The organism is Nocardia cyriacigeorgica (genome assembly GCF_010858045.1).
Lineage (GTDB): Bacteria > Actinomycetota > Actinomycetes > Mycobacteriales > Mycobacteriaceae > Nocardia > Nocardia cyriacigeorgica_E.
Window position 1 is genome coordinate 24,569 of sequence record NZ_JAAGVC010000013.1, and the last position, 20,077, is coordinate 44,645.

Annotated in this window: 16 protein-coding genes; 5 read left to right on the forward strand and 11 right to left on the reverse strand. The window is 68.9% G+C overall.

Annotated features, from left to right (window positions below; all coding sequences use genetic code 11):
• Window positions 1-10: 10 nt before the first annotated feature.
• From GV790_RS14365 to GV790_RS14375, 3 genes are all read right to left on the reverse strand, one after another.
• On the reverse strand, window positions 11-202 hold the full coding sequence (locus tag GV790_RS14365; RefSeq protein WP_163813853.1) for a hypothetical protein: 192 nt from the start codon (window positions 200-202) through the stop codon (window positions 11-13).
• 88 nt (window positions 203-290) lie between these two features.
• Window positions 291-1,073, reverse strand: coding sequence for an Fpg/Nei family DNA glycosylase (locus GV790_RS14370; protein ID WP_163813854.1), 783 nt, complete (start codon window positions 1,071-1,073; stop codon window positions 291-293).
• A 24-nt stretch (window positions 1,074-1,097) separates the two neighbouring features.
• Window positions 1,098-6,038, reverse strand: coding sequence for an ATP-dependent helicase (locus GV790_RS14375; protein ID WP_163813855.1), 4,941 nt, complete (start codon window positions 6,036-6,038; stop codon window positions 1,098-1,100).
• Between the two features lie 68 nt (window positions 6,039-6,106).
• Here GV790_RS14375 and GV790_RS14380 point away from each other — a divergent pair, with 68 nt between their 5' ends.
• Window positions 6,107-6,652 (forward strand): histidine phosphatase family protein, encoded by a 546-nt coding sequence (locus GV790_RS14380; RefSeq protein WP_163813856.1) that lies wholly within the window; start codon window positions 6,107-6,109, stop codon window positions 6,650-6,652.
• Window positions 6,653-6,706: 54 nt separating this feature from the next.
• Here GV790_RS14380 and amaB read toward each other — a convergent pair whose 3' ends face one another.
• Complete coding sequence (gene amaB / locus GV790_RS14385) at window positions 6,707-8,236, reverse strand: L-piperidine-6-carboxylate dehydrogenase (RefSeq protein ID WP_163813857.1); 1,530 nt, start codon at window positions 8,234-8,236, stop codon at window positions 6,707-6,709.
• 111 nt (window positions 8,237-8,347) lie between these two features.
• Here amaB and GV790_RS14390 point away from each other — a divergent pair, with 111 nt between their 5' ends.
• From GV790_RS14390 to GV790_RS14400, 3 genes are all read left to right on the forward strand, one after another.
• Window positions 8,348-8,800 carry an Lrp/AsnC family transcriptional regulator gene (locus GV790_RS14390; protein ID WP_036533594.1) on the forward strand — a complete coding sequence of 151 codons (453 nt, stop codon included), beginning with the start codon at window positions 8,348-8,350 and terminating at the stop codon, window positions 8,798-8,800.
• 64 nt (window positions 8,801-8,864) lie between these two features.
• Window positions 8,865-10,214 carry an L-lysine 6-transaminase gene (lat, locus tag GV790_RS14395; protein ID WP_175585895.1) on the forward strand — a complete coding sequence of 450 codons (1,350 nt, stop codon included), beginning with the start codon at window positions 8,865-8,867 and terminating at the stop codon, window positions 10,212-10,214.
• 191 nt (window positions 10,215-10,405) lie between these two features.
• Window positions 10,406-11,596: a YVTN family beta-propeller repeat protein gene (locus GV790_RS14400; RefSeq protein WP_178127908.1), complete on the forward strand. Its 1,191-nt coding sequence runs from the start codon at window positions 10,406-10,408 to the stop codon at window positions 11,594-11,596.
• 21 nt (window positions 11,597-11,617) lie between these two features.
• Here GV790_RS14400 and GV790_RS14405 read toward each other — a convergent pair whose 3' ends face one another.
• The 4 genes from GV790_RS14405 to GV790_RS14420 form a co-directional block, all read right to left on the reverse strand.
• On the reverse strand, window positions 11,618-11,965 hold the full coding sequence (locus GV790_RS14405; RefSeq protein ID WP_163813858.1) for a hypothetical protein: 348 nt from the start codon (window positions 11,963-11,965) through the stop codon (window positions 11,618-11,620).
• 274 nt (window positions 11,966-12,239) lie between these two features.
• A complete protein-coding gene (locus GV790_RS14410) occupies window positions 12,240-13,181 on the reverse strand; it encodes a patatin-like phospholipase family protein (RefSeq protein ID WP_163813859.1) in 942 nt (313 codons plus the stop codon).
• A gap of 293 nt (window positions 13,182-13,474) precedes the next feature.
• On the reverse strand, window positions 13,475-15,277 hold the full coding sequence (locus GV790_RS14415) for an acetyl/propionyl/methylcrotonyl-CoA carboxylase subunit alpha (RefSeq protein ID WP_163813860.1): 1,803 nt from the start codon (window positions 15,275-15,277) through the stop codon (window positions 13,475-13,477).
• Window positions 15,278-15,430: 153 nt separating this feature from the next.
• Complete coding sequence (locus GV790_RS14420) at window positions 15,431-16,336, reverse strand: sulfurtransferase (RefSeq protein WP_163813861.1); 906 nt, start codon at window positions 16,334-16,336, stop codon at window positions 15,431-15,433.
• A 168-nt stretch (window positions 16,337-16,504) separates the two neighbouring features.
• Between GV790_RS14420 and GV790_RS14425 the strand changes: the two genes are divergently transcribed.
• Window positions 16,505-17,254, forward strand: coding sequence for a helix-turn-helix transcriptional regulator (locus GV790_RS14425; RefSeq protein ID WP_163813862.1), 750 nt, complete (start codon window positions 16,505-16,507; stop codon window positions 17,252-17,254).
• Here GV790_RS14425 and GV790_RS14430 read toward each other — a convergent pair.
• The 3 genes from GV790_RS14430 to GV790_RS14440 form a co-directional block, all read right to left on the reverse strand.
• On the reverse strand, window positions 17,177-17,815 hold the full coding sequence (locus GV790_RS14430) for a nucleoside triphosphate pyrophosphatase (RefSeq protein WP_163813863.1): 639 nt from the start codon (window positions 17,813-17,815) through the stop codon (window positions 17,177-17,179). The genes GV790_RS14425 and GV790_RS14430 overlap by 78 nt on opposite strands.
• A 27-nt stretch (window positions 17,816-17,842) precedes the next feature.
• Window positions 17,843-18,172: an acyl-CoA carboxylase subunit epsilon gene (locus GV790_RS14435; RefSeq protein WP_163813864.1), complete on the reverse strand. Its 330-nt coding sequence runs from the start codon at window positions 18,170-18,172 to the stop codon at window positions 17,843-17,845.
• Window positions 18,173-18,300: 128 nt separating this feature from the next.
• Window positions 18,301-19,941, reverse strand: coding sequence for an acyl-CoA carboxylase subunit beta (locus tag GV790_RS14440; protein ID WP_163813865.1), 1,641 nt, complete (start codon window positions 19,939-19,941; stop codon window positions 18,301-18,303).
• Window positions 19,942-20,077 lie beyond the last annotated feature (136 nt).

Sequence of the window (20,077 nt, forward strand, 5' to 3'; positions counted from 1 at the left end):
GACGACCGGTCTAGTGAGAGATGGAGAAGCGCTCGATCTGTGGTGTGGGCGGCGCGGGGGCGGGCGGCCCGAGGGGCGCGGCGGGACCGCCGCCATGCAGCAGCAGGTAGCTGAACAGGGCGGTGGCCAGGAGGGCGAGCACAGTGGTCACGATGCGGCCGGCGATGGCGGCCAGGCGCTGCCGCGTCGTCGGTGCCCGCATGAGTGCTCGCTTTCGATCGGTCGGCGAAATCGACTACTGCCGTCCTTGTCGTGCGAACTCGTTGAATCATTAGCAATTGAATGGCAAATCACATCGTTACCGCTGGTTGGCACCGCGGGCAGAAGTAGATGCCGCGCTCGCGCCGCGAGATCCGGTCCGAGGGCGGTGCGCTCTCGCCGAGCAGCTCTACCGCGATGGTGGTGCCGCAGCGCTGGCACGGCATCCGGTGCCGGCCGTAGACCAGCGGGCGCCACGGTGGTTGCTGTGCGGCGGTGGTGAGCACCCGGTGCGCCTCGTTGACCAGGGCGAGCAGATCCGGCACGGCGGCGACCGGCGTGGCCGGGTGCACGCGACGCAGGAAGCACACCTCGCTGCGATAGATATTGCCGATGCCGGCCAGATTGCGCTGATCGAGCAGCGCGATCCCGATGGGTTCGTCGGGCTGCCGGATCAGCCGGTCGACCGCTTCGGCCGGATCCCACTCCGGGCCGAGCAGATCGGGTCCGAGGTGTTCGATGACGCGCTGCTCCTCGGCGCGGCGCAGCACCTCGACCACGCCGAGCGAGAAGCCGACCGCCTCCACCTCGTCGGTGGCCAGCACCAGCCGGGCGGTGACCCGCGGTTTCGTCCAGCGCTGCCCGCAATGGAACACCCGCCAGCTGCCCTCCATTTTCAGGTGGGTGTGGATGCTGACGGTGTCGGTGCGGACGAACAGGTGCTTGCCGTAGCTGCCGACGCTGTCCACGGTCTGTCCGCGCAGGTCGACGGTGGCATAGCGGGGGACGCGGAAATCGCTGCGGGTCAGCACCTGCCCGGCCAGCGCCGCCCGTAGTCGTTGCGCGGTGCGGTAGACGACGTCACCCTCGGGCATCGCCCGCTCCGTCGGCCCGGGTGCTCACGGGCGTCCTCGTAGGCGCAGGCCGCGCGGAGTGGCGGCGAAACCGGCGTCGGTGAGGAAGGCGGCGAAGGTGTTGCCGTGCACCGATTCGCCGTCGACCCGGTCGATCACCAGCGAATCGACCCTGCGCTCGTGTACCAGCGCGGCCAGTGCCCGCGTCGCCCGCTGCCGGGCGGTGGGATCCTCGGTGAAGGTGAGCAGCGTCTTACCGCCGCGTTCCAGATACAGCACCAGCTCACCGCCGACCAGGACCACGAGCGCGCCCGCCTTGCGGCCTGGCCGGTGCCCGGACTCGCCGTCGCCCTTGGGCCAGGGCAGGGCGGCGCCGTACGGGTTGGCCGGATCGCAGGCGGCCAATGCCAGCGCCGCACCGTCGGGCCCGTTCGCACTGCCGCGGGCGCGGTCGCCGTCGAAGGACCGAAGCCGGTCGACCACATCGGTGGTGGAGAACTGGGCGCCGCCGAGGGAGTCGATGAAATAGCCGCGCCGGCAACGGCCACGGTCCTCGAATTCGGTGAGCACCCGGTACATCAGCGCGAAACCACCCGCCACGCCTTCGCTCTGTACCGAGCCCCTGGTGAGCACGCCGTAGCGTTCCAGGAGCAGATCGGCGGTGGCGTGCGCGCGAATCGTGTTGTCGGTCAGCCGGTCCGGGAGCAGCGACCAGCGTCCGGCGACCGTCGGCGGGCCGGAGCGGGTGGGCAGCGCCTGGCGCGGGAGGTAGGCCCGGCCGCGCGGGGTGCGGCGTGGTGAGCGGTGCGCGGTCGGCGTCCGGGTGGAACCGGCCAAGCGGGCCCGCACCGGAGCGAAGGTGTCGCCCGAGACGAGTCCGGCCCAGACCAGCTCCCACAGTGCGTCCGCCACCGCGGCATCGTCGAGCAGGCCGGTGGCATCGGAGAGCTGCCGGAAGAAGTAGGCGCCACCGCCATGTAGCTGTGGCGGCACCCGCATCAGCGCCGATTGCTCGGCTGGGCGGGGCGACCCCGCGCCCTCCGATATCGCCCCGTTGGTGGGCGCCGGTGCTCCTGGCCCGTCGGCATTGTCTGCGGTAGCCGCGGCGCGCCCCGACGCAGGGGCGCCGACCTCCACCGTCCCGCTGCCATCGGAGGTGTCACCGGGTGGTGAACCCTGTTGTACCGCAGTGGGATCAGGGCTGATATCGGGCGCGTCCAGGTCGACAAGTGTGGTCGATGGCGTCGGGGAACCCGGTGACCACGCCGGTAGCTGGGCGCCGAGTGCGGTGAGCAGGCGCAGGTGGGTTTCGGTGAGTTCGATGTCGTCGGCCGGGGGCAAGGTCACCGGTGCTTGGTCGGCGAGGTGCAGCGCGATCCAGCCGTCCTTGGCGTTGATGGCGCCGTGCCCGGACCAGCGCACTTCACCGGTGGCCATGAGTTCGTCCAGCATGGCGGGGGAGTAGTCGCGCACCCGGGCCGGCAGTACCAGCGATTCCAGGGCGGAGGCCGGGATCGGCACGCCGGCCAGCTGTTCCACCACCGCGGCCACACCGTCGATTCCGCGCAGCTCGCCGGTGCCGAGATGTTGCCAGGCGGGCAGGAAACGCCCGAAGGTCGCGGTGGACACCGGCTCGACCTCATGGCGGGCGGCGGCCAGGCTGCGTCGGCGCAGGCGGCGCAGCACCTGGGCGTCACACCATTCCGAACCTGTCGCAGCCGGCGTGAATTCGCCCTCCACCACTCGTTTCTCGGCTGCCAGCCGATGCAGGGCACCAGCGGCGACCGCGGTGCCGAGACCGAACCTGGCTGCCACCGCCTCCACCCCGAACGGGCCGTGCGTGCGGGCATAGCGCGCCACCAGATCGCCGAGCGGGTCGGCTACCGGTTCGATGAACGCGGCCGGGGTGCCGATGGGCAGCGGAACGCCCAGCGCATCACGTAATCGGGCCGCATCCTCCACCGGCGCCCACCAGGTGCGGCCGGCGAAGGAAACCTCGAGGGCGCGCCGGGCCTGGACCAGCTCGGCGAACCACGGCGCCGGATCCTCGCGGCATCGTTCGGCCGCCTCGGCGGCGGTGAGCGGTCCGAGCAGCCGCAGCAGATCGGCCAGGCCTTCGGCGTCGCGGGCCAGGCGTTCGGGGGTGAGCCGTTGCAGCTCGCGCTCGGTCTGCTCGATGACCGACGCGTCGAGCAGCTCCCGCAGCTCCACTCGCCCCAGCAGTTCGGCCAGCAGGCTCGAATCCAGCGACAACGCCGCCGCTCGGCGTTCGGCCAGCGGGCTGTCGCCGTCGTACATGAATTGACCGATGTAATCGAACAGCAGCGCGTTCGCGAACGGTGACGGCGTCGCTGTCTCCACCTCGATCAGCCGCACCTGCCGCCGCGCCACCCGCCCGAGCAGTTCGCTCAACGCGGGCAGATCGTAGACGTCGCGCAGGCATTCGCGCACCGTCTCCAGCAGGATCGGAAAATCCGGGAACTTGCGCGCCACATCGAGCAGCTGCGCCGAGCGCTGACGTTGCTGCCACAGCGGGGCACGTTTGCCCGGATCGCGGCGCGGCAGCAGCAGGGCACGGGCCGAGCACTCGCGGAAGCGGGAGGCGAACAAGGCCGAACCGCCGACCTGCTCGGTGACGATGTCGTCGATCTCATCGGGTTCGAAGACGAACAGTTCGGCGCCGGGCGGATCGTCGGTGGTGTCCGGCAGCCGCACCACGATGCCGTCGTCGGAGGCGTTCGGTGCGGCGTCGACCCCGAAGCGTTCCCGCAGCCGCGCACCCACCGCGAGCGCCCACGGTGCGTGTACCGGCAGGCCGTAGGGGGAGTGCAGCACCAGCCGCCAGTCACCGAGCTCGTCACGGAAACGTTCAACGATCAGCATGCGGTCGGTGGGCAGCCGTCCGGTCGCTGCGCGCTGATCATCCAGCAACGCAAGCAGATTCGAGGCGGCGTTCTCGTCCAGCCCGGCCGCGCCGACCAACTCGGCCAGCGCGTCGTGCGCCGGGGCGGTGGGTGCCGCCGCACGGGTGCGCGAGCCCGTCGCGCCGCGGGAGCCGGCCCCGGCGGTGCCATCCGGTGACGGCACCCCATCCTGATCGGCGAGCTCGGATCGGGGGCGCCGGCTACTGCCGTCCGGCTGCGCGCGCTCGGCTACCTGACCCGCGCGCCGAATGAATTCACCCAGCGCCGCGCCCAATTCGGCCGGGCGCCCGAGCCCGTCGCCGTGCCAGAACGGCAGCCGGCCCGGCAGGCCGAACGCGGGCGTCACCAGCACCCGGTCGAAGGTGATCTCTTCGATCCGCCAGCTCGTGGCGCCGAGGGCGAAGACATCGCCAACGCGCGATTCGTAGACCATCTCCTCGTCCAGTTCACCCACCCGAGAGGCCTTTTCGCCCACCATGTACACCGCGAACATGCCGCGGTCGGGGATCGCGCCACCGGAGGTGACGGCCAATCGCTGGGCGCCGGGCCTGCCGGTCAGCGTGCCCGCGTCGCGATCCCACACCACCCGCGGGCGCAGTTCGGCGAACTCGTCGGACGGATACCGCCCGGACAGCAGATCGAGCACCGACTCATAGGCCGAACGCGGCAGCGTCGCATAGCTTCCGGTGCCGCGCACCACCTCGAACCAGGCGTCGACGTCGACCGGCTCCAGCGCGCACACCGCGACCGTCTGCTGGGCGAGGATGTCGAGTGGATGCGCCGGAATCTGGATGGCCTCGATCTGGCCGGTGGTCATGCGCTGGGCCGCGACGGCGCAGTGGATGACGTCGGTGCGGTGCTTGGGAAACAGCACCCCGCGCGAGATCTCGCCGACCTGATGCCCGGCCCGGCCGATCCGTTGCAGCCCGCTGGCCACCGACGGTGGCGCCTCCACCTGCACCACCAGATCCACCGCACCCATATCGATGCCGAGTTCGAGGCTGCTGGTGGCCACCACGCAGCGCAGCCGCCCGCTTTTCAGATCGTCTTCGATGAGCGCGCGCTGCTCTTTGCTGACCGAGCCGTGGTGCGCCCGAGCCAGCAGCGGCGCCGCACCGTGCACCACCTCGGTGGACGCGCCGAGTTGCGCGGGTGGTGCGTGCTCGGTCTCGACCGGATCGCCCGCACGCTCGGCGAAGGTCTCGTTCAGCCGGGCGGTGAGCCGTTCGGCCAGCCTGCGGGAGTTGGCGAACACGATCGACGACCGATGGGCGAGCACCAGGTCCACTATCGCCTCGTCCACATGCGGCCAGATCGAGCCGGGCTGATCCGATTCGCCGGGCTCGGTCATATCCGCGATGGGCACCCGCACCGACAGGTCGAAGGTCTTCGGCGCCGGCGGCGAGACGATGGTCAGCGGCGCGCTGCCCACCAGGAATCGGCCCACCTCTTCGGGCGGGCGCACGGTGGCCGACAGGCCGATGCGCTGCACCGGGCGCTCGGTGAGCAGGTCAAGCCGGGCCAGTGACAAGGCCAGATGGGAGCCGCGTTTGGAACCGGCGATGGCGTGCACCTCGTCCACGATCACCGTCCGCACGGTCCGCAGCGTCTCCCTGGCAGCCGAGGTGAGCATGAGGAACAGCGATTCCGGGGTGGTGATGAGGATGTCCGGTGGCGTGCGCTGCATCGAGCGGCGTTCGCTCGCGCTGGTGTCGCCGGAGCGCACACCCACGCTGATGTGCGGCGGGTCGAGCCCGAGCCGCTTCGCCGTCTGGGTGATGCCGACCAGCGGGGCCCGCAGATTGCGTTCCACGTCGACGGCGAGGGCCTTCAACGGCGACACGTACAGCACCGTGGTGCCAGGCTCCTCGGATTTCTCACCGGAGGCCAGCCGATCGATCGCCCACAGGAACGCCGACAGCGTCTTGCCCGAGCCGGTCGGCGCGATGACCAGGGTGTGTTCACCGGCCGCGATCGCACGCCACGCACCGAGCTGGGCGTCGGTCGGCGCCGGGAAGGCGCCGTCGAACCACTCCTGGGTCGCGGGGGAGAACTCGGCCATGAGATCAGTGTGCACCCGGGCACCGACACGTAGGCCCCGACCAGCACCGACGCCGTATCGTTGCCGCCGTGTCCGGCGTGCTGAAACTCGACCTGATCGGCCACGGTGTGACCGAAGCCATGCGTACCGCGCGCTTCCCCGGTGACGAGCCGCTCACCGACGCCGGGCGCAACGCCCTCGAACCGTTCCGCCCACCCGCTGGCGCGGTGGTGCTGTTCGCCCCCGAACGCCGGGCCCGTGAGACCGGGCAGGCGCTCGGCCTGCCGGGCACGTCCGATCCGGCGCTGCGCGACCTGGACGCGGGCAGCTGGCGAGGCCGCGAACTCGCCGCGCTCGAGCCCGCCGAGGCACATGCCTGGCTCACCGATCCGGGATTTCGCGGACACGGTGGTGAATCCGTCGACGACCTCATCGGCCGCGTCCGCGGCTGGCTCGACAGGGTCGCCGCCGGTGGCCGATCGACGATCGCCGTCACCCACCCCGCGGTGATCCGCGCCGCCCTGCTGGTCGCGCTCGACGCCCCCGCCGCTTCGTTCTGGCGCCTGGACGTCCCGCCCGGATCCGCGGTCCGGCTGCACCACCGCGGGGCGTGGACGGTGCGGTTCGGCCGCTGACCGGACCGAATCGACCGAGTGGTCACCGATACGCAGGTGTGCGTCCGAGCCGACTCAGCCGAATTCGATCCCCTGCGCCAACGGCAGATCATCGGAGTAGTTGACGGTGTTGGTGGCGCGGCGCATGTACGCCTTCCACGAATCGGACCCGGATTCGCGTCCGCCGCCGGTCTGCTTCTCGCCACCGAACGCGCCGCCGATCTCCGCGCCCGAGGTGCCGATATTGACATTGGCGATGCCGCAGTCGGAGCCGTCGGCGGCCAGGAATCGTTCGGCCTCACGCTGATCGGTGGTGAACACCGACGACGACAGGCCCTGAGGGACCGCATTGTGCAGCTCGATCGCGGTCTCGAAATCGTGGTAGGTCAGCACGTACAGGATCGGGGCGAAGGTCTCCTCCCGCACCACCGCGGTCTGGGCGGGCATCCGGATGATGGCCGGTTGTACGTAATAGGCGTCGTCGCCGAAGCCGTCCACGCGTTCACCGCCGCAGATCAATTCCCCGCCGTCGTCGAGTGCGCGCTCGATCGCCTTGATCATCGACGCATGCGCCCTGGCGTCGATCAGCGGGCCGACCAGCACACCGGGTTCGAGCGGATTGCCCACGCGCAGTTGCAGATACGCGCTCTCCAGCCGGTCGAGCAGCGGGCCGGCCACATCGGCGTGCACGATCAATCGCCGCAATGTCGTGCAGCGCTGGCCGGCGGTGCCCGCCGCCGCGAAGACGATGCCGCGCGCGGCCAGCTCCAGATCCGCCGACGCCGTCACGATGGCGGCATTGTTGCCGCCGAGCTCGAGCAGGCAGCGACCCAGGCGGGCCGCGACCCGCGGTGCGACCGTGCGGCCCATCCGCACCGATCCGGTCGCGCTCAGCAACGCCACCCGTTCGTCGTCCACGAGCTGCTCGCCCGCCTCGGCGCCGCCGAGGATCAGCTGATGGATCTGCGGATCGGCGCCGACGTCGGCGGCGGCCCGGCGCAGCAGCGTATGGCAGGCCAGCCCGGTCAACGGCGTGGTCTCCGAGGGCTTCCACACCACGGTGTCGCCGCACACCAGCGCGATCGCGGTGTTCCAGGCCCATACCGCGACCGGGAAGTTGAACGCCGATATCACTCCGACCACGCCCAGCGGATGCCAGGTCTCCATCAGCCGGTGCCCGGGACGCTCCGAGGGCATCGTGCGCCCGTAGAGCTGACGCGACAACCCGACCGCGAACTCGCAGACGTCGATCATCTCCTGCACCTCGCCGACCGCCTCGGCGCCGATCTTCCCGGCCTCCAGCGTGACCAACTCGCCCAGCTCGTTCTTGTGCGCGCGCAGCAGTTCGGCGAGCCTGCGCACCACCGCACCACGCACCGGCGCGGGAACCGTGCGCCAGTTCCGAAACGCGGTGGCGGCCCGGTCGATCGCGGCCTCGACGTCGGCGGGGGCGTCCGGGCGCAGGGTCGCCAGCTGCCCGCCGGTGATCGGGGTGCGCGCGACCAGCGTGCCGGGCGGGGGAAGTTCGGCCCCGAGCGCGTCGAGCAGTGCTTCGGCGCGGCCCGGCAGCGTGCGGGTGGCGTGCTCGCCGACGATGTGGGTCATCTGGGTCCTCCGCTTCGACGTCGGTGACCGGTACCTGATGCGGGTCCGGTCGCGGAATGAACGATTACAAGTTTTCTGCACGGGCCGCGTTGGCTGCGTTAGCCTTCGCTGATGGCGGAAACACCGGCAAAGCCCGTTCTCGACGACATCGATCGGCTATTGATTCGCGAACTGATGGCCGATGGCCGGGCGACCCTGTCGAATCTGGCCGAGAAGGCCAGCCTGTCGGTGTCGGCGGTGCAGTCGCGGGTGCGCAGGCTGGAAGCGCGCGGCGTGATCCGTGGCTACACCGCGAAGGTCGATCCCGAGGCGCTGGGGCATCTGCTGTCGGCATTCGTCGCGATCACTCCTCTCGACCCGTCTCAACCCGATGACGCGCCCGCATTGTTGCAGCAGATCCCTGGCATCGAGGCCTGCCACTCGGTGGCGGGCGACGAGAGTTATGTGCTGCTGGTGCGGGTGGCCTCGCCCCGGCATCTGGAGCAGCTCTTGCAGGAGATCCGCGCGACCGCCAATGTCCGTACGCGAAGCACCATCATCTTGCAGACATTCTACGACAGGTAGGCTTTGACCGGAGTTTCTCCGTTTTGTTGTAGAGATTTCGCTAAATCTTTCGTACCCTGCGGATGTGACCATCGAACTGGAGCGCACCCGCCCGGATGGTGACGAGGTATCGGTCACCACCGCATCCCGAGTCCATGAGATCTTGTCGGCGAGCATCCTCGCCGATGGCTTCGAGCTGGTTCTTGACCTACGACAATCGCAGGGTCGCCAGCTCGTCGACGAACGTGACGGCACCGTCTACCTGGACATGTTCGGCTTCTTCGCCTCTAACGCGCTCGGCATGAATCATCCGGCGCTCGCCGGTGACGAGGCGTTCGTCGCGGAGCTGGCCGCCGCCGCCCTCAACAAACCGAGCAACTCCGACATCTACACCGTCGCCATGGCCCGCTTCGTGGAAACCTTCGTGCGGGTGCTCGGCGATCCCCGGCTGCCGCACCTGTTCTTCATCGACGGCGGCGGTCTCGCCGTGGAGAACGCGCTCAAGGTGGCTTTCGACTGGAAGAGCAGGCATAACGAAAGCCACGGCCGCTCACCGCGTCTCGGCACCCAGGTGATGCACCTGACCGGCGCTTTCCACGGACGCACCGGCTACACGATGTCGCTGACCAATACCGACCCGAACAAGACCGCCCGCTTCCCGGCCTTCGCCTGGCCGCGCATCGATGCGCCGTACCTGGGCGAGGGACGCGATATCGCCGCGGCGGAACGGCTCGCGCTCGATCAGGCCGCGCGTGCGTTCGCCGAGAACCCGCACGACATCGCGTGTTTCATCGCCGAACCGATCCAGGGCGAGGGCGGCGATCGCCATCTGCGCCCTGAGTTCTTCCTCGCAATGCAGCAGCTGTGTCACGACAACGACGCACTGTTCGTACTCGACGAGGTGCAGACCGGTGTCGGCATGACCGGAACCACCTGGGCCTACCAGCAATTCGGATTGACACCGGATGTGGTGGCCTTCGGGAAGAAGACCCAGGTCTGCGGTGTGATGGCAGGCGGGCGCGTGGACGAGGTGCCCGACAACGTGTTCGCGGTGAGTTCCCGGCTGAACTCGACCTGGGGCGGCAACCTGACCGATATGGTGCGCACCCGCCGCATCCTCGAGGTGATCGAACGCGACGGACTCGTGGAACGCTCCCGGCTGCTCGGCGCGCACCTGCTCGACCGGCTCACCGAGCTGGCGCAGCGGCATCCGACCGTCACCGAACCGCGAGGTCGCGGGCTCATGTGCGCGATCACGCTGCCCGACACCCGCTTCCGCGACGATGTGCTCACCCAGCTGCGCGAACGCGAGCACGTACTCATCATCGGCACCGGCGAACGCGGCATCCGATTCCGTCCGCCGTTGACGGTGACCGTCGAGGAACTCGACGCGGCGGTGACGGCGCTGGACCGGGTGCTCACCGACCTGCACTGAGCGATCGACGGTTTCCCGCCCTGTACGGCGCGGACAGCTGCGCTACCGGGTGGCTATCCCTATGCTTCGCTGCCATGTCCTCCCGTCAGCACCACAATTCAGCGCCGGTGGCCGGCGTTCGCGGTCAGTGTTCGGAGGCTGCGACGCGGGTCTCCGGTGCCAGACCCCATACCTGTCGAATCGACCACGGCATGCGGCGACGCCGGGCTTCCCTTGTCGCCTCGCTGGCCGTGGTCGCGGCCGTCGCCGGGTGTTCCAGCACGAGCGAAGCCGGTTCGGTCCAGCACACCGAGGGCGCCACCGCCACCACCACCTCGGCGCCGCCTCCGCACCTGACGAACCTGCTCCCCGGTATGCCGCCACCGCTGTCGGACACCGACGTGTACGCGGCCAACCGGGAACTGGACCCGTCGGTGGCCGACCATCGCCCGCTCGTCTACGTGCCCAACAGCGAATCCAATACCGTCACCGTGATCGACCAGGCGACCTTCCAGGTGGTCGACACCTTCCCCTCGGGCGGGCAGGAACCCCAGCATGTGGTCCCGTCCTATGACATGCAGACCCTCTACGCCACCAACGATCTGCCCATCGGCGGCGGCAGCCTGCTGCCCATCGACCCGCGAACCGGCAAGCCCGGCGCCCCGATTCCGGTGCGCGACCCGTACAACATGTACTACACGCCGGACGGCAAATTCGCGCTCGTCGTCGCCGAGGCGGACAAGTCCCTGGACTTCTACGATCCGAAGACGTGGCAGAAGCTGCACGGCGTTCCGGTGCCCGACTGCGCGGGCGTCGACCATATGGACTTCACAGCCGACGGCCGCTTCGCCCTGGCCAGCTGCGAATTCATCGGGCGGATGCTGGTTTTCGACGTCGCCGAACGCAAGCCGATCAGAACCATCGACCTGCCCGGCGGCCGCTCCGGCAAACCGCAGGATGTGAAGCTCTCACCGGACGGCACCCAGTTCTTCGTCGCCGACATGGTCGCCAACGGCATCTACGTCTTCGACGCCCTCACCTTCGAGAACACCGGCTTCGTGCCCACCGGTCATGGCGCGCACGGGCTCTACATCACCCGTGACTCGAAGCAGATGATCATCACCAATCGGCACGAGGGCAGCATCTCGGTGTGGGACTTCGCCCAGGACAGGCTGGTGCACAAGTGGCATCTGCCCGGCGGCGGCAGCCCCGATATGGGCAATATCTCCGCCGACGGCCGCGTCTTCTGGGTCTCCGGCCGCCACCACGGCGAGGTCTACGCCATCGACATCATCGACTGGAAGCTACTGGCGCGCATCCCGGTCGGGAAAGGCGCGCACGGGCTGACGGTGTGGCCGCAGCCGGGGCGGTATTCCACCGGGCACACGGGCGTTATGCGTTGAGGCCGAGGTGGTGCGGATCACTCAGCCCGCTCGGCGCGGGCTCAGACCGAGTGCGCCCTCGGTGAACCGCCGCACTGCCGTCAGCCCGGCGTCGAGAGCTTCGTCGTAGCCCGGGCGGGACCAGCCGGTGATCTCGGCGGTGCCGTCGGCGCCGGGGGTGACGCCGATCTCGGCGACGAGTTCTGCGGTCGTCGGCTCGCACACCGCCCAGGAGTAGTGGGTTTCGTCATCCCACTGGGTGGAGCGGCGGTTCACATAGCCGGGGTCGGTGATGCCGCCTTCGGCCAGCGCCGGGCGGTCGTCGATGCGGTCGTCGGCGCGAAGGGCGCGCAGGTACCAGGAGCCCGCGTTGATCTCGATCGGTTCCATCAGCTCTCTTCGTCTCACATGCCCGGCAGCGCATCGGCGGTACTCCGCACGTCCGTGGTCGGCTTCCGGTGCAAGGTTAGCCGCGAGACGATCGGCCATGCCTCGGCAGCTGCCGCGCGACTTGATCGGCTCGGCAGCCGGGCGACAGCACCGAGCGTGGGTAGGCAGCGCGCCCGAGGCGCCTACGTCAGGATGTCTCGGCGCGAACCGATCCGGACGTTCACCGAGCAGCATCCCGGCGGCCCGGTCGACCAGCGGACGTGCATTCAGCCGATCAGCTGCGATCGCGCTGCGCTACGATCGCGCCCAGCGCCGCATGCGCCGCCTGCCGCCCGATCTCGAGGGCCCGCGCCAGCAGATCGGTATCGCGGGCCGCACTGTCGACGGCGGGCGAACCCACGGGCGGGTGGATCTGCAGGACAGCGTCGCCGAGGCCGGCCAAGACCCGGTCCTCCACTGCCTGCTGGTGCGGGCGCTCCAGCCAGGCCCGGTAGGCGCCGGGCGCGCGCACCCGCAGATAGGTGCCGCCGACCACCGAATGCAGGCGCGAGGCGGGCGGGCGGCGCTCGTCCACCCGACGGGTACGCAACACCAGCGCATGGGTCGCGCCGGACCGCAGCGCGGTGCGGATCGGCACGGTTTCGGCGAGCCCGCCGTCCAAGTAGTAGGCGTCACCCAGCGCGACCGGTGGCCCGGCCAGGATCGGCAACCCCGCCGACGCCCGCAGCGCGGTCATCAAGGTGTGCTTGTCCACGATGTGCCGATTCAGGTCCACCGCCAAGCCGGTGCGCACATCGGTGGCCACCGGGTGGAAGGTGGTGGAGTTGGCCAGGATGGCCGGAAAATCCATCGGCTCGATGCCGTCGTAGACCTGATGCACCAGATACCGCAGATCGAAGGCCGGACGGCCACGCAACAACCGGGCGGGATCGATCGCACGGCGCATGATCACCGGATCGGTCCACGACCGCATCCCCGGCTCGGCCCGTCCGCACAGCAGCCACGCACCATTGATCGCGCCGGCCGACGTGCCGTAGACGGCATCGAACACCCCGGCCAACCCCAGCTGCTCCAGCCCGTGCACCATGCCGCTGGAATACACCCCGCGACTGCCGCCGCCCTCGACGACGAGCACCAGCCGATGCCCATCGGCGCGGCTACCGGACTCGACGCGGGCACGAATGACCTCCGCGACGGCGGGGACAGAGCTGGTCACGCGACCACGATACTGGGTTGTCCGGCCGCTGGCGCGGCGTGTTCGCGGCCCCCAATGTCTCGCGTTTCCGTTCGCGCTGCTTGCCTGCGGCGTGCGCACCGCGAACGGAAACGTGAGACGGGCCGCGGACGGGGCTCCTCGGGGTCGCCCTCCGGGGTTGGGCTCATGGGCCGCGTGCCGTGCGGGTTGCTCGCCTTCGGCCTGCGCAGCGGCAGCGGAGACGCGAGACGGGCCGCGAACGGGCGCTTATCAGCTCCTCGTTCGCGGCCCGTATGTCTTCGGCCTGCCCGGTCCTACTTGATTTCGGCGAGGACGGTGCCCTGGGTGATGGCGGCGCCGGCTTCGACGGTGAGTCCGGTGACCACGCCGGCCTTGTGGGCGTTGACGGGGTTTTCCATCTTCATGGCTTCGAGGACCACGATCAGGTCGCCGGCTTCGACGGTCTGGCCTTCTTCGACGGCGACCTTGACGACGGTGCCCTGCATGGGTGCGGTGACCGAGTCACCGGAGGCCGCACCGGCGCCCGCGCCGCCGCGCTTGCGCGGCTTGGGCTTCTTGCGGATCACACCGGCACCGTTGCCACCCGCACCGGCGGCGCCGGCGCCGACGGTGAAGTTGCCGGGCAGCGAGACCTCGACGCGACGGCCGCCGACCTCGACGACCACCTTCTGCCGCGGGCCTTCCTCGTCCTCATCGAGCGGGGCGCCACCGGTGTAGGGCTCGATGGTGTTGTTCCACTCGGTTTCGATCCACTTGGTGTAGACGTCGAACTTCTCGCCGTCACCGATGAACGCCGGATCCTCGACGATCGCGCGGTGGAACGGGATGACGGTGGCCAGGCCCTCGACGTGGAACTCGGCCAGCGCGCGCCGGGCCCGTTCCAGGGCCTGGGTGCGGTTCTCGCCGGTGACGATCAGCTTGGCCAGCATGGAGTCGAACTGGCCGCCGATCACGCTGCCGGCCACCACACCGGAGTCCACGCGCACGCCGGGGCCGGTGGGCTCGGAGTAGGCGGTGACCGGGCCGGGGGCGGGCAGGAAGCCGCGGCCGGCGTCCTCACCGTTGATCCGGAACTCGATGGAGTGCCCGCGCGGAGTCGGGTCTTCCTTGATCGACAGTTCTTCGCCGTTGGCGATGCGGAACTGCTGGCGCACCAGGTCGATGCCCGAGGTTTCCTCGGTGACCGGGTGCTCGACCTGCAGGCGGGTGTTCACCTCGAGGAACGACACGGTCTCGCCCTGCACCAGGTACTCCACGGTGCCGGCGCCGTAGTAGTGGGCCTCGCGGCAGATCCGCTTGGCCGATTCGTGGATCTTGGCGCGCACCTCGTCGGACAGGAACGGCGCGGGCGCCTCCTCGACCAGCTTCTGGAACCGGCGCTGCAGCGAGCAGTCGCGGGTACCGGCGACCACCACGTTGCCGTGCTTGTCGGCGATGACCTGCGCCTCGACGTGGCGGGCCTTGTCCAGGTACTGCTCGACGAAGCACTCGCCGCGACCGAACGCGGCCACGGCCTCGCGGGTGGCCGATTCGAACAGCTCGGGAATCTCTTCGATGCTGTGGGCGACCTTCATGCCGCGGCCACCACCACCGAAGGCGGCCTTGATGGCCACCGGGACGCCGTACTTCTTGGCGAACTCGACGACCTCGTCGGCGTTCTTGACCGGGTCCTTGGTGCCCGCGGCCATCGGCGCGTTCGCGCGTTCGGCGATGTGGCGGGCGGTGACCTTGTCACCGAGGTCGCGGATGGACTGCGGCGACGGGCCGATCCAGATCAGCCCGGCGTCGATGACGGCCTGGGCGAAGTCGGCGTTCTCGGAAAGGAATCCGTAACCGGGGTGGATGGCATCGGCGCCGGACTTGGCGGCGGCGTCGAGGATCTTGTCGAACACCAGGTACGACTCTGCCGACGTCTGTCCACCGAGGGCGAAGGCCTCATCGGCGAGCTTGACGTGCGGGGCATCGGCATCGGGTTCGGCATACACCGCAACGCTGCCGATACCGGCATCCTTGGCCGCCCGGATCACGCGCACGGCGATCTCGCCTCGGTTAGCTACGAGTACCTTCGTGATCTGCGCGCTGGCATGGCTGGGCACTGAGCCTCCTGTGCAATCTTCTCTGTGGTCGCCCCTGGGTCGACAACTCAACGTCTGGGGCGAGTGTAGGCAGTCTGCCAACAGACGCCGAACTCGGATAGTCCTACCGAAGAGTAGGTTGTGGATCACATATATGGTCGGCCGGGGTCTGTGTTACCTGCTACGAGCCCGGCGACCGGCACCGGCCGGGGCGCTGCCGGGCTCACTTCCGCGAGCGATCGGCATGCGCACCGAGTTGCCCCATTCGGTCCAGGAGCCGTCGTAATTGCGGACCGAATCGAAGCCGAGCAGGTATTTGAGCACGAACCAGGTGTGGCTGGAACGCTCGCCGACCCTGCTGTAGACGATCAAAGCGTCTTCGGCGGTGAGTTCGCCGTAGAGGGCGTCGAGATCGGCGCGCGGCCGGAAGCGGCCGTCGGAATTCAGCGCCTCGGTCCACGGAATGTTCACCGCGGTCGGGATATGGCCTGCCCGCAGCGCCAGATCGTCCGGCGCCGCGGAGGTCTCACCGGTGTATTCCTCCGGCGAGCGCACATCGACCAGCGGTTTGCCCAGATGGTTGAGCACCTCGGAGCGGAAGGCGCGATCGGTGCCGTCGTCCCGGCGTACGACGGGATAGCTGCTCGGTGCCAGGCGAGGCGGTTCGAAGGTGGTGTCGCGCTCTTCGCCGATCCAGGCCTCGCGGCCGCCGTCGAGCAGCCGGACGTCCTCGTGGCCGAACAGGGTGAGCACCCAGAGCGTGTGCGCTGCCTGCGCATTGCCGCGATCGCCGTAGACGACGACGGTGTCCTCGCGTTCGATGCCCTTGGACCGCATGAGTTCGGTGAACCGCGCGCCGTCGATGTAATCGCGGGTGACCGGGTCGTTCAGGTCGCCACGCCAGTCGATCTTGGTGGCGCCGGGCACATGACCGATGTCATAGAGCAGGATGTCTTCGTTCGACTCGATGATCTTCAGCCCGGGAGCGCCGATGTTTGCCGACAGCCATTCCGTGGTTACTAGTCGTTGTGGGTGTGCGTAGGCACCGAAGGCGGGATTGGGGTCCGGGGCGACGGGCACGTCAGGGATCCTTCACACGAGGTAGGCGGCGGTAGGGCGGTATCGGGGTCGCACAGTGCATGGTATGTGTGACCCGAAGATGAATCTCGTTTCAGATCACAAATCGGCTGATTGGGCGAATAAATCGCACGAGCATCCGATAAAGTCTCCCGGGAGGAGGGGTGAGCTATGTCCGATTCGTGGCCGCGGCGGCGACTGCTCGCGATCCTACGTGGCGCCAGCGAGCCTCTCGACGCCCAGGAACTGGCCAAGATCACCGGACAGCACGTCACCACCGTCCGATTCCATCTCGATGTCCTCACCCGGGAATCACTGGTTCGGCAGTTTCAGCAGCCGCCGCGCGGGCGCGGACGCCCGCGCATCGGGTACCGAGCCGTTCAGCGAACGGTCGGTTATCAGGAATTGGCGCAGGTACTCGCCGATCAACTCGGCCCGGATCCGCGCCGTCGCGCCGAAGCCGCGGTGGCGGCCGGTCGCGCGTGGGGCGCCCGCCTGGATGTGGTGGAGCAGCCGGCCGAATCGCTCGGCGAGGCCAAAGATCTGGCCATGTCGTTGATGTCGGAACTCGGATTCGCCCCCGAACGTGATCCGTCTGGCGATACCGACGAGAAGGTCACCATCCGGCTCACGGCCTGCCCGCTGCGCGAATTGGCCCGCACGCATTCCGAGGTGGTCTGCGGGGTGCATCAGGGGTTGCTGCAGGAAGTGCTCGACCGCAACGGCGCCCGCGACCGGGTGGCGGTCAGCCTCGATCCGTTCGTCGAGGCCGAGGTGTGCGAATTGCGGCTGGCCCTGCTGGCCGTGGGGCGCGAGCCCTACGAGGGCGCGCGTCCGGCGCCGTCAGTGGTCGGCGGGATGCCGCCACAGGTCCGCGACACCGACCCCGACATCATCGAGCAACCTGCGCAGCAGTGGTAGCCCGATCCCGATCACACTCGACGGATCACCGTCGATGCGGTCGACGAACCAGCCACCGAGACCGTCGAGGGTGAACGCTCCCGCCACCTGCAAGGGCTCACCGGTGGCGATATAGGCCTCCAGCGCCTCGGGTTCGGGCTTGGCGAAATGAATCGTGGTGGAGCTGCAATCCACCGCTTCGGCGGTCACGGCGCCGTCCAGCAGCCGCAGCACGCAGTGCCCGGTGATGAGTTCGGCGCTGCGGCCCGCCATCGCGTTCCAGCGGGCCCGGGCCACCTCGGGGGTATGCGGTTTGCCTTGCAGCGTGCCGTCGATCAGCAGCATGGAATCGCAGCCGACCACCACACAGTCGGCGGCGAAATCGGGAACTGCCGCGGCGACCGTCGCGGCCTTGGCCCTGGCCAGTTCGACAACGACCCGTTGCGGCGGGGTATCGGCGGGCAGCGCAGCGGCCACGGCATCCTCGTCCACGTCCGAGACCCGGACGATGGGCTCGATGCCCGCGGACCGCAGCACCGTGCGCCGGGCAGGGGACGCCGACGCGAGAACCAGTTCGGTCACGGTTGTTCCCCTCCCGGCGCCGTCGGCTCAGCGCAGATGCGACAGCTGCGGGAACGCGTACGGGGAGAACGGCGAGGTGCCGCGGTGCATCATGGTGGGCCTGCCCCAGAAATCGTTCGGTCCCTGCGGGCCCGCGGGCGCCGCACTGCCGGCCGCCGCGCTCAGCACGCACACCAGCGCCGCGATCTCCTCATCGGTGGGCGCGCCCTTTTCGATGATCAGGAAGGGCCTGTCGCCCGCGACCGCAGCCAGGGCAGCGTCGACGTCGGTGCCGACTGCCGCGGCGTCATCGAGCGAGTCGACCGCGAGGTCGAGTTCGGCGGCGGTCAACACTTCTTCATCTGCCACGATTGTCACGGTGCCAGATCCTCTCTCTTGCCTTGGCCGGACGAGGGTCGTGTCCGGTCAAGAGACGCAATCATCGTCGGATTCACTCATTGCATCACTGCAACCAGTGTGCGCGGCTCAACGAGGGTATCGCTGATTCACAGCGGAATGTTGCCGTGTTTCTTCGGCGGCAGGGTCACCATCTTGCGTTCCAGCAGTCGCAGCGCGGACACGATCTGGCCGCGGGTGTGCGAGGGCGGGATGACCGCGTCGACGTATCCGCGCTCGGCGGCGACGTAGGGGTTGACCAAGGTGTCCTCGTACTCGTTTTGCAGCTCGAGCCGCAGCGCATCGACGTCGGCGCCCTCTTTGGCGGCCTCGGCCAGCTGCTTGCGGTAGACGAATCCGACGGCCCCCGAGGCACCCATCACGGCGATCTGCGCGGTGGGCCAGGCGAGGTTCACATCGGCGCCCATGTGCTTGGAACCCATGACGTCGTAGGCGCCGCCGTAGGCCTTACGCGTGATGATCGTGATTTTGCCCACAGTGGCCTCGCCGTAGGCGTAGAGCAGCTTCGCGCCGCGCCGGATGATGCCGTTGTATTCCTGTCCGGTGCCGGGCAGGAAGCCGGGAACATCGACCAGGGTGATGATCGGGATGTTGAACGCATCGCAGGTACGCACGAACCGCGCGGCCTTCTCCGAGGCGTCGATATCGAGGCAGCCGGCGAACTGGGTGGGCTGGTTGGCGACGATGCCGACGCTGCGGCCGTCGACGCGGCCGAAGCCGACGATGATGTTCATCGCGCGCTCGGCCTGCACCTCGAGGAATTCGTCGTCGTCGAGCAGGCGACGGATCACCTCGTGCATGTCGTAGGGCTGGTTCGGCGAGTCCGGGATCAGCGTGTCCAGCTCGAGGTCTTCCTCGGTGAGGCAGTCCTCGATGGCGCCGTCGATCGGGTCGGTGGCCGGGAAACGCGGCGCCTCGGCACGGTTGTTGCTCGGCAGGTAGGACAGCAGGTCCTTGACGTAGTCGAGGGCGTCCTGCTCGCCGGAGGCGACGTAGTGCGCGACACCGGACTTGGTCATGTGGGTGTTGGCGCCACCGAGCTCTTCCATGGTGACTTCTTCACCGGTGACGGTCTTGATCACGTCGGGGCCGGTGACGAACATCTGGCTGGTCTGATCGACCATCACCACGAAGTCGGTGAGCGCGGGCGAGTACACGTGCCCACCGGCGGCCGGGCCCATGATCAGCGAGATCTGCGGGATCACGCCGGAGGCCTGGATATTGCGGTGGAAGATCTCGCCGTAGAGGCCGAGGGAGACCACGCCCTCCTGAATGCGCGCGCCCGCGCCCTCGTTGATGCCGATCAGCGGGCGGCCGGTCTTCAGCGCCAGGTCCATGACCTTGACGATCTTCTCGCCGTAGACCTCGCCGAGGCTGCCGCCGAAGACGGTGACGTCCTGGCTGAAGATGCACACGTCGCGGCCGTCGATGGTGCCGTAACCGGTGACCACACCGTCGCCGAGCGGGCGGTTGTTCTCCAAGCCGAAGTTCACGCTGCGGTGGCGCGCCAAGGCATCCAGCTCGACGAAGGAGCCCTCGTCGAGCAGGGCCAAGATGCGTTCGCGGGCGGTCATCTTGCCCTTGGCGTGCACCTTGTCGACCGCGGCCTCACCCATCGGGTGCTTGGCCTCTTCCAGCCGATTCCGCAGGTCAGCCAGCTTGCCGGCGGTGGTGTGGATATCTGGGGCACCCGCCGGTCCCGGCGTAGGCTGCTGCTGGACACTCGTCATGGGTTCGGAGTGTAACCAGTGCCAGTACCGCCTGTTAACCCAGGAAGGGCTACCGGTCAGTAGAAAAGCCCAGGTGGGCATGGGGTCGGGCCGGAAAATCGGTTTCTTTCCCAAAGGGCTTCGCAATACCCTGTGA

What these genes read in the sequence shown, in the direction of transcription:
- GV790_RS14440 (WP_163813865.1), bottom strand. Translation starts at nt 19,941, where the DNA reads ATGACGAGTGTCCAGCAGCAGCCTACGCCGGGACCGGCGGGTGCCCCA.
- GV790_RS14365 (WP_163813853.1), bottom strand. Translation starts at nt 202, where the DNA reads ATGCGGGCACCGACGACGCGGCAGCGCCTGGCCGCCATCGCCGGCCGC.
- GV790_RS14390 (WP_036533594.1), top strand. Translation starts at nt 8,348, where the DNA reads ATGGCGGAAACACCGGCAAAGCCCGTTCTCGACGACATCGATCGGCTA.
- GV790_RS14405 (WP_163813858.1), bottom strand. Translation starts at nt 11,965, where the DNA reads ATGGAACCGATCGAGATCAACGCGGGCTCCTGGTACCTGCGCGCCCTT.
- amaB (WP_163813857.1), bottom strand. Translation starts at nt 8,236, where the DNA reads ATGACCCACATCGTCGGCGAGCACGCCACCCGCACGCTGCCGGGCCGC.
- GV790_RS14375 (WP_163813855.1), bottom strand. Translation starts at nt 6,038, where the DNA reads ATGGCCGAGTTCTCCCCCGCGACCCAGGAGTGGTTCGACGGCGCCTTC.
- GV790_RS14400 (WP_178127908.1), top strand. Translation starts at nt 10,406, where the DNA reads ATGCGGCGACGCCGGGCTTCCCTTGTCGCCTCGCTGGCCGTGGTCGCG.
- GV790_RS14370 (WP_163813854.1), bottom strand. Translation starts at nt 1,073, where the DNA reads ATGCCCGAGGGTGACGTCGTCTACCGCACCGCGCAACGACTACGGGCG.
- GV790_RS14425 (WP_163813862.1), top strand. Translation starts at nt 16,505, where the DNA reads ATGTCCGATTCGTGGCCGCGGCGGCGACTGCTCGCGATCCTACGTGGC.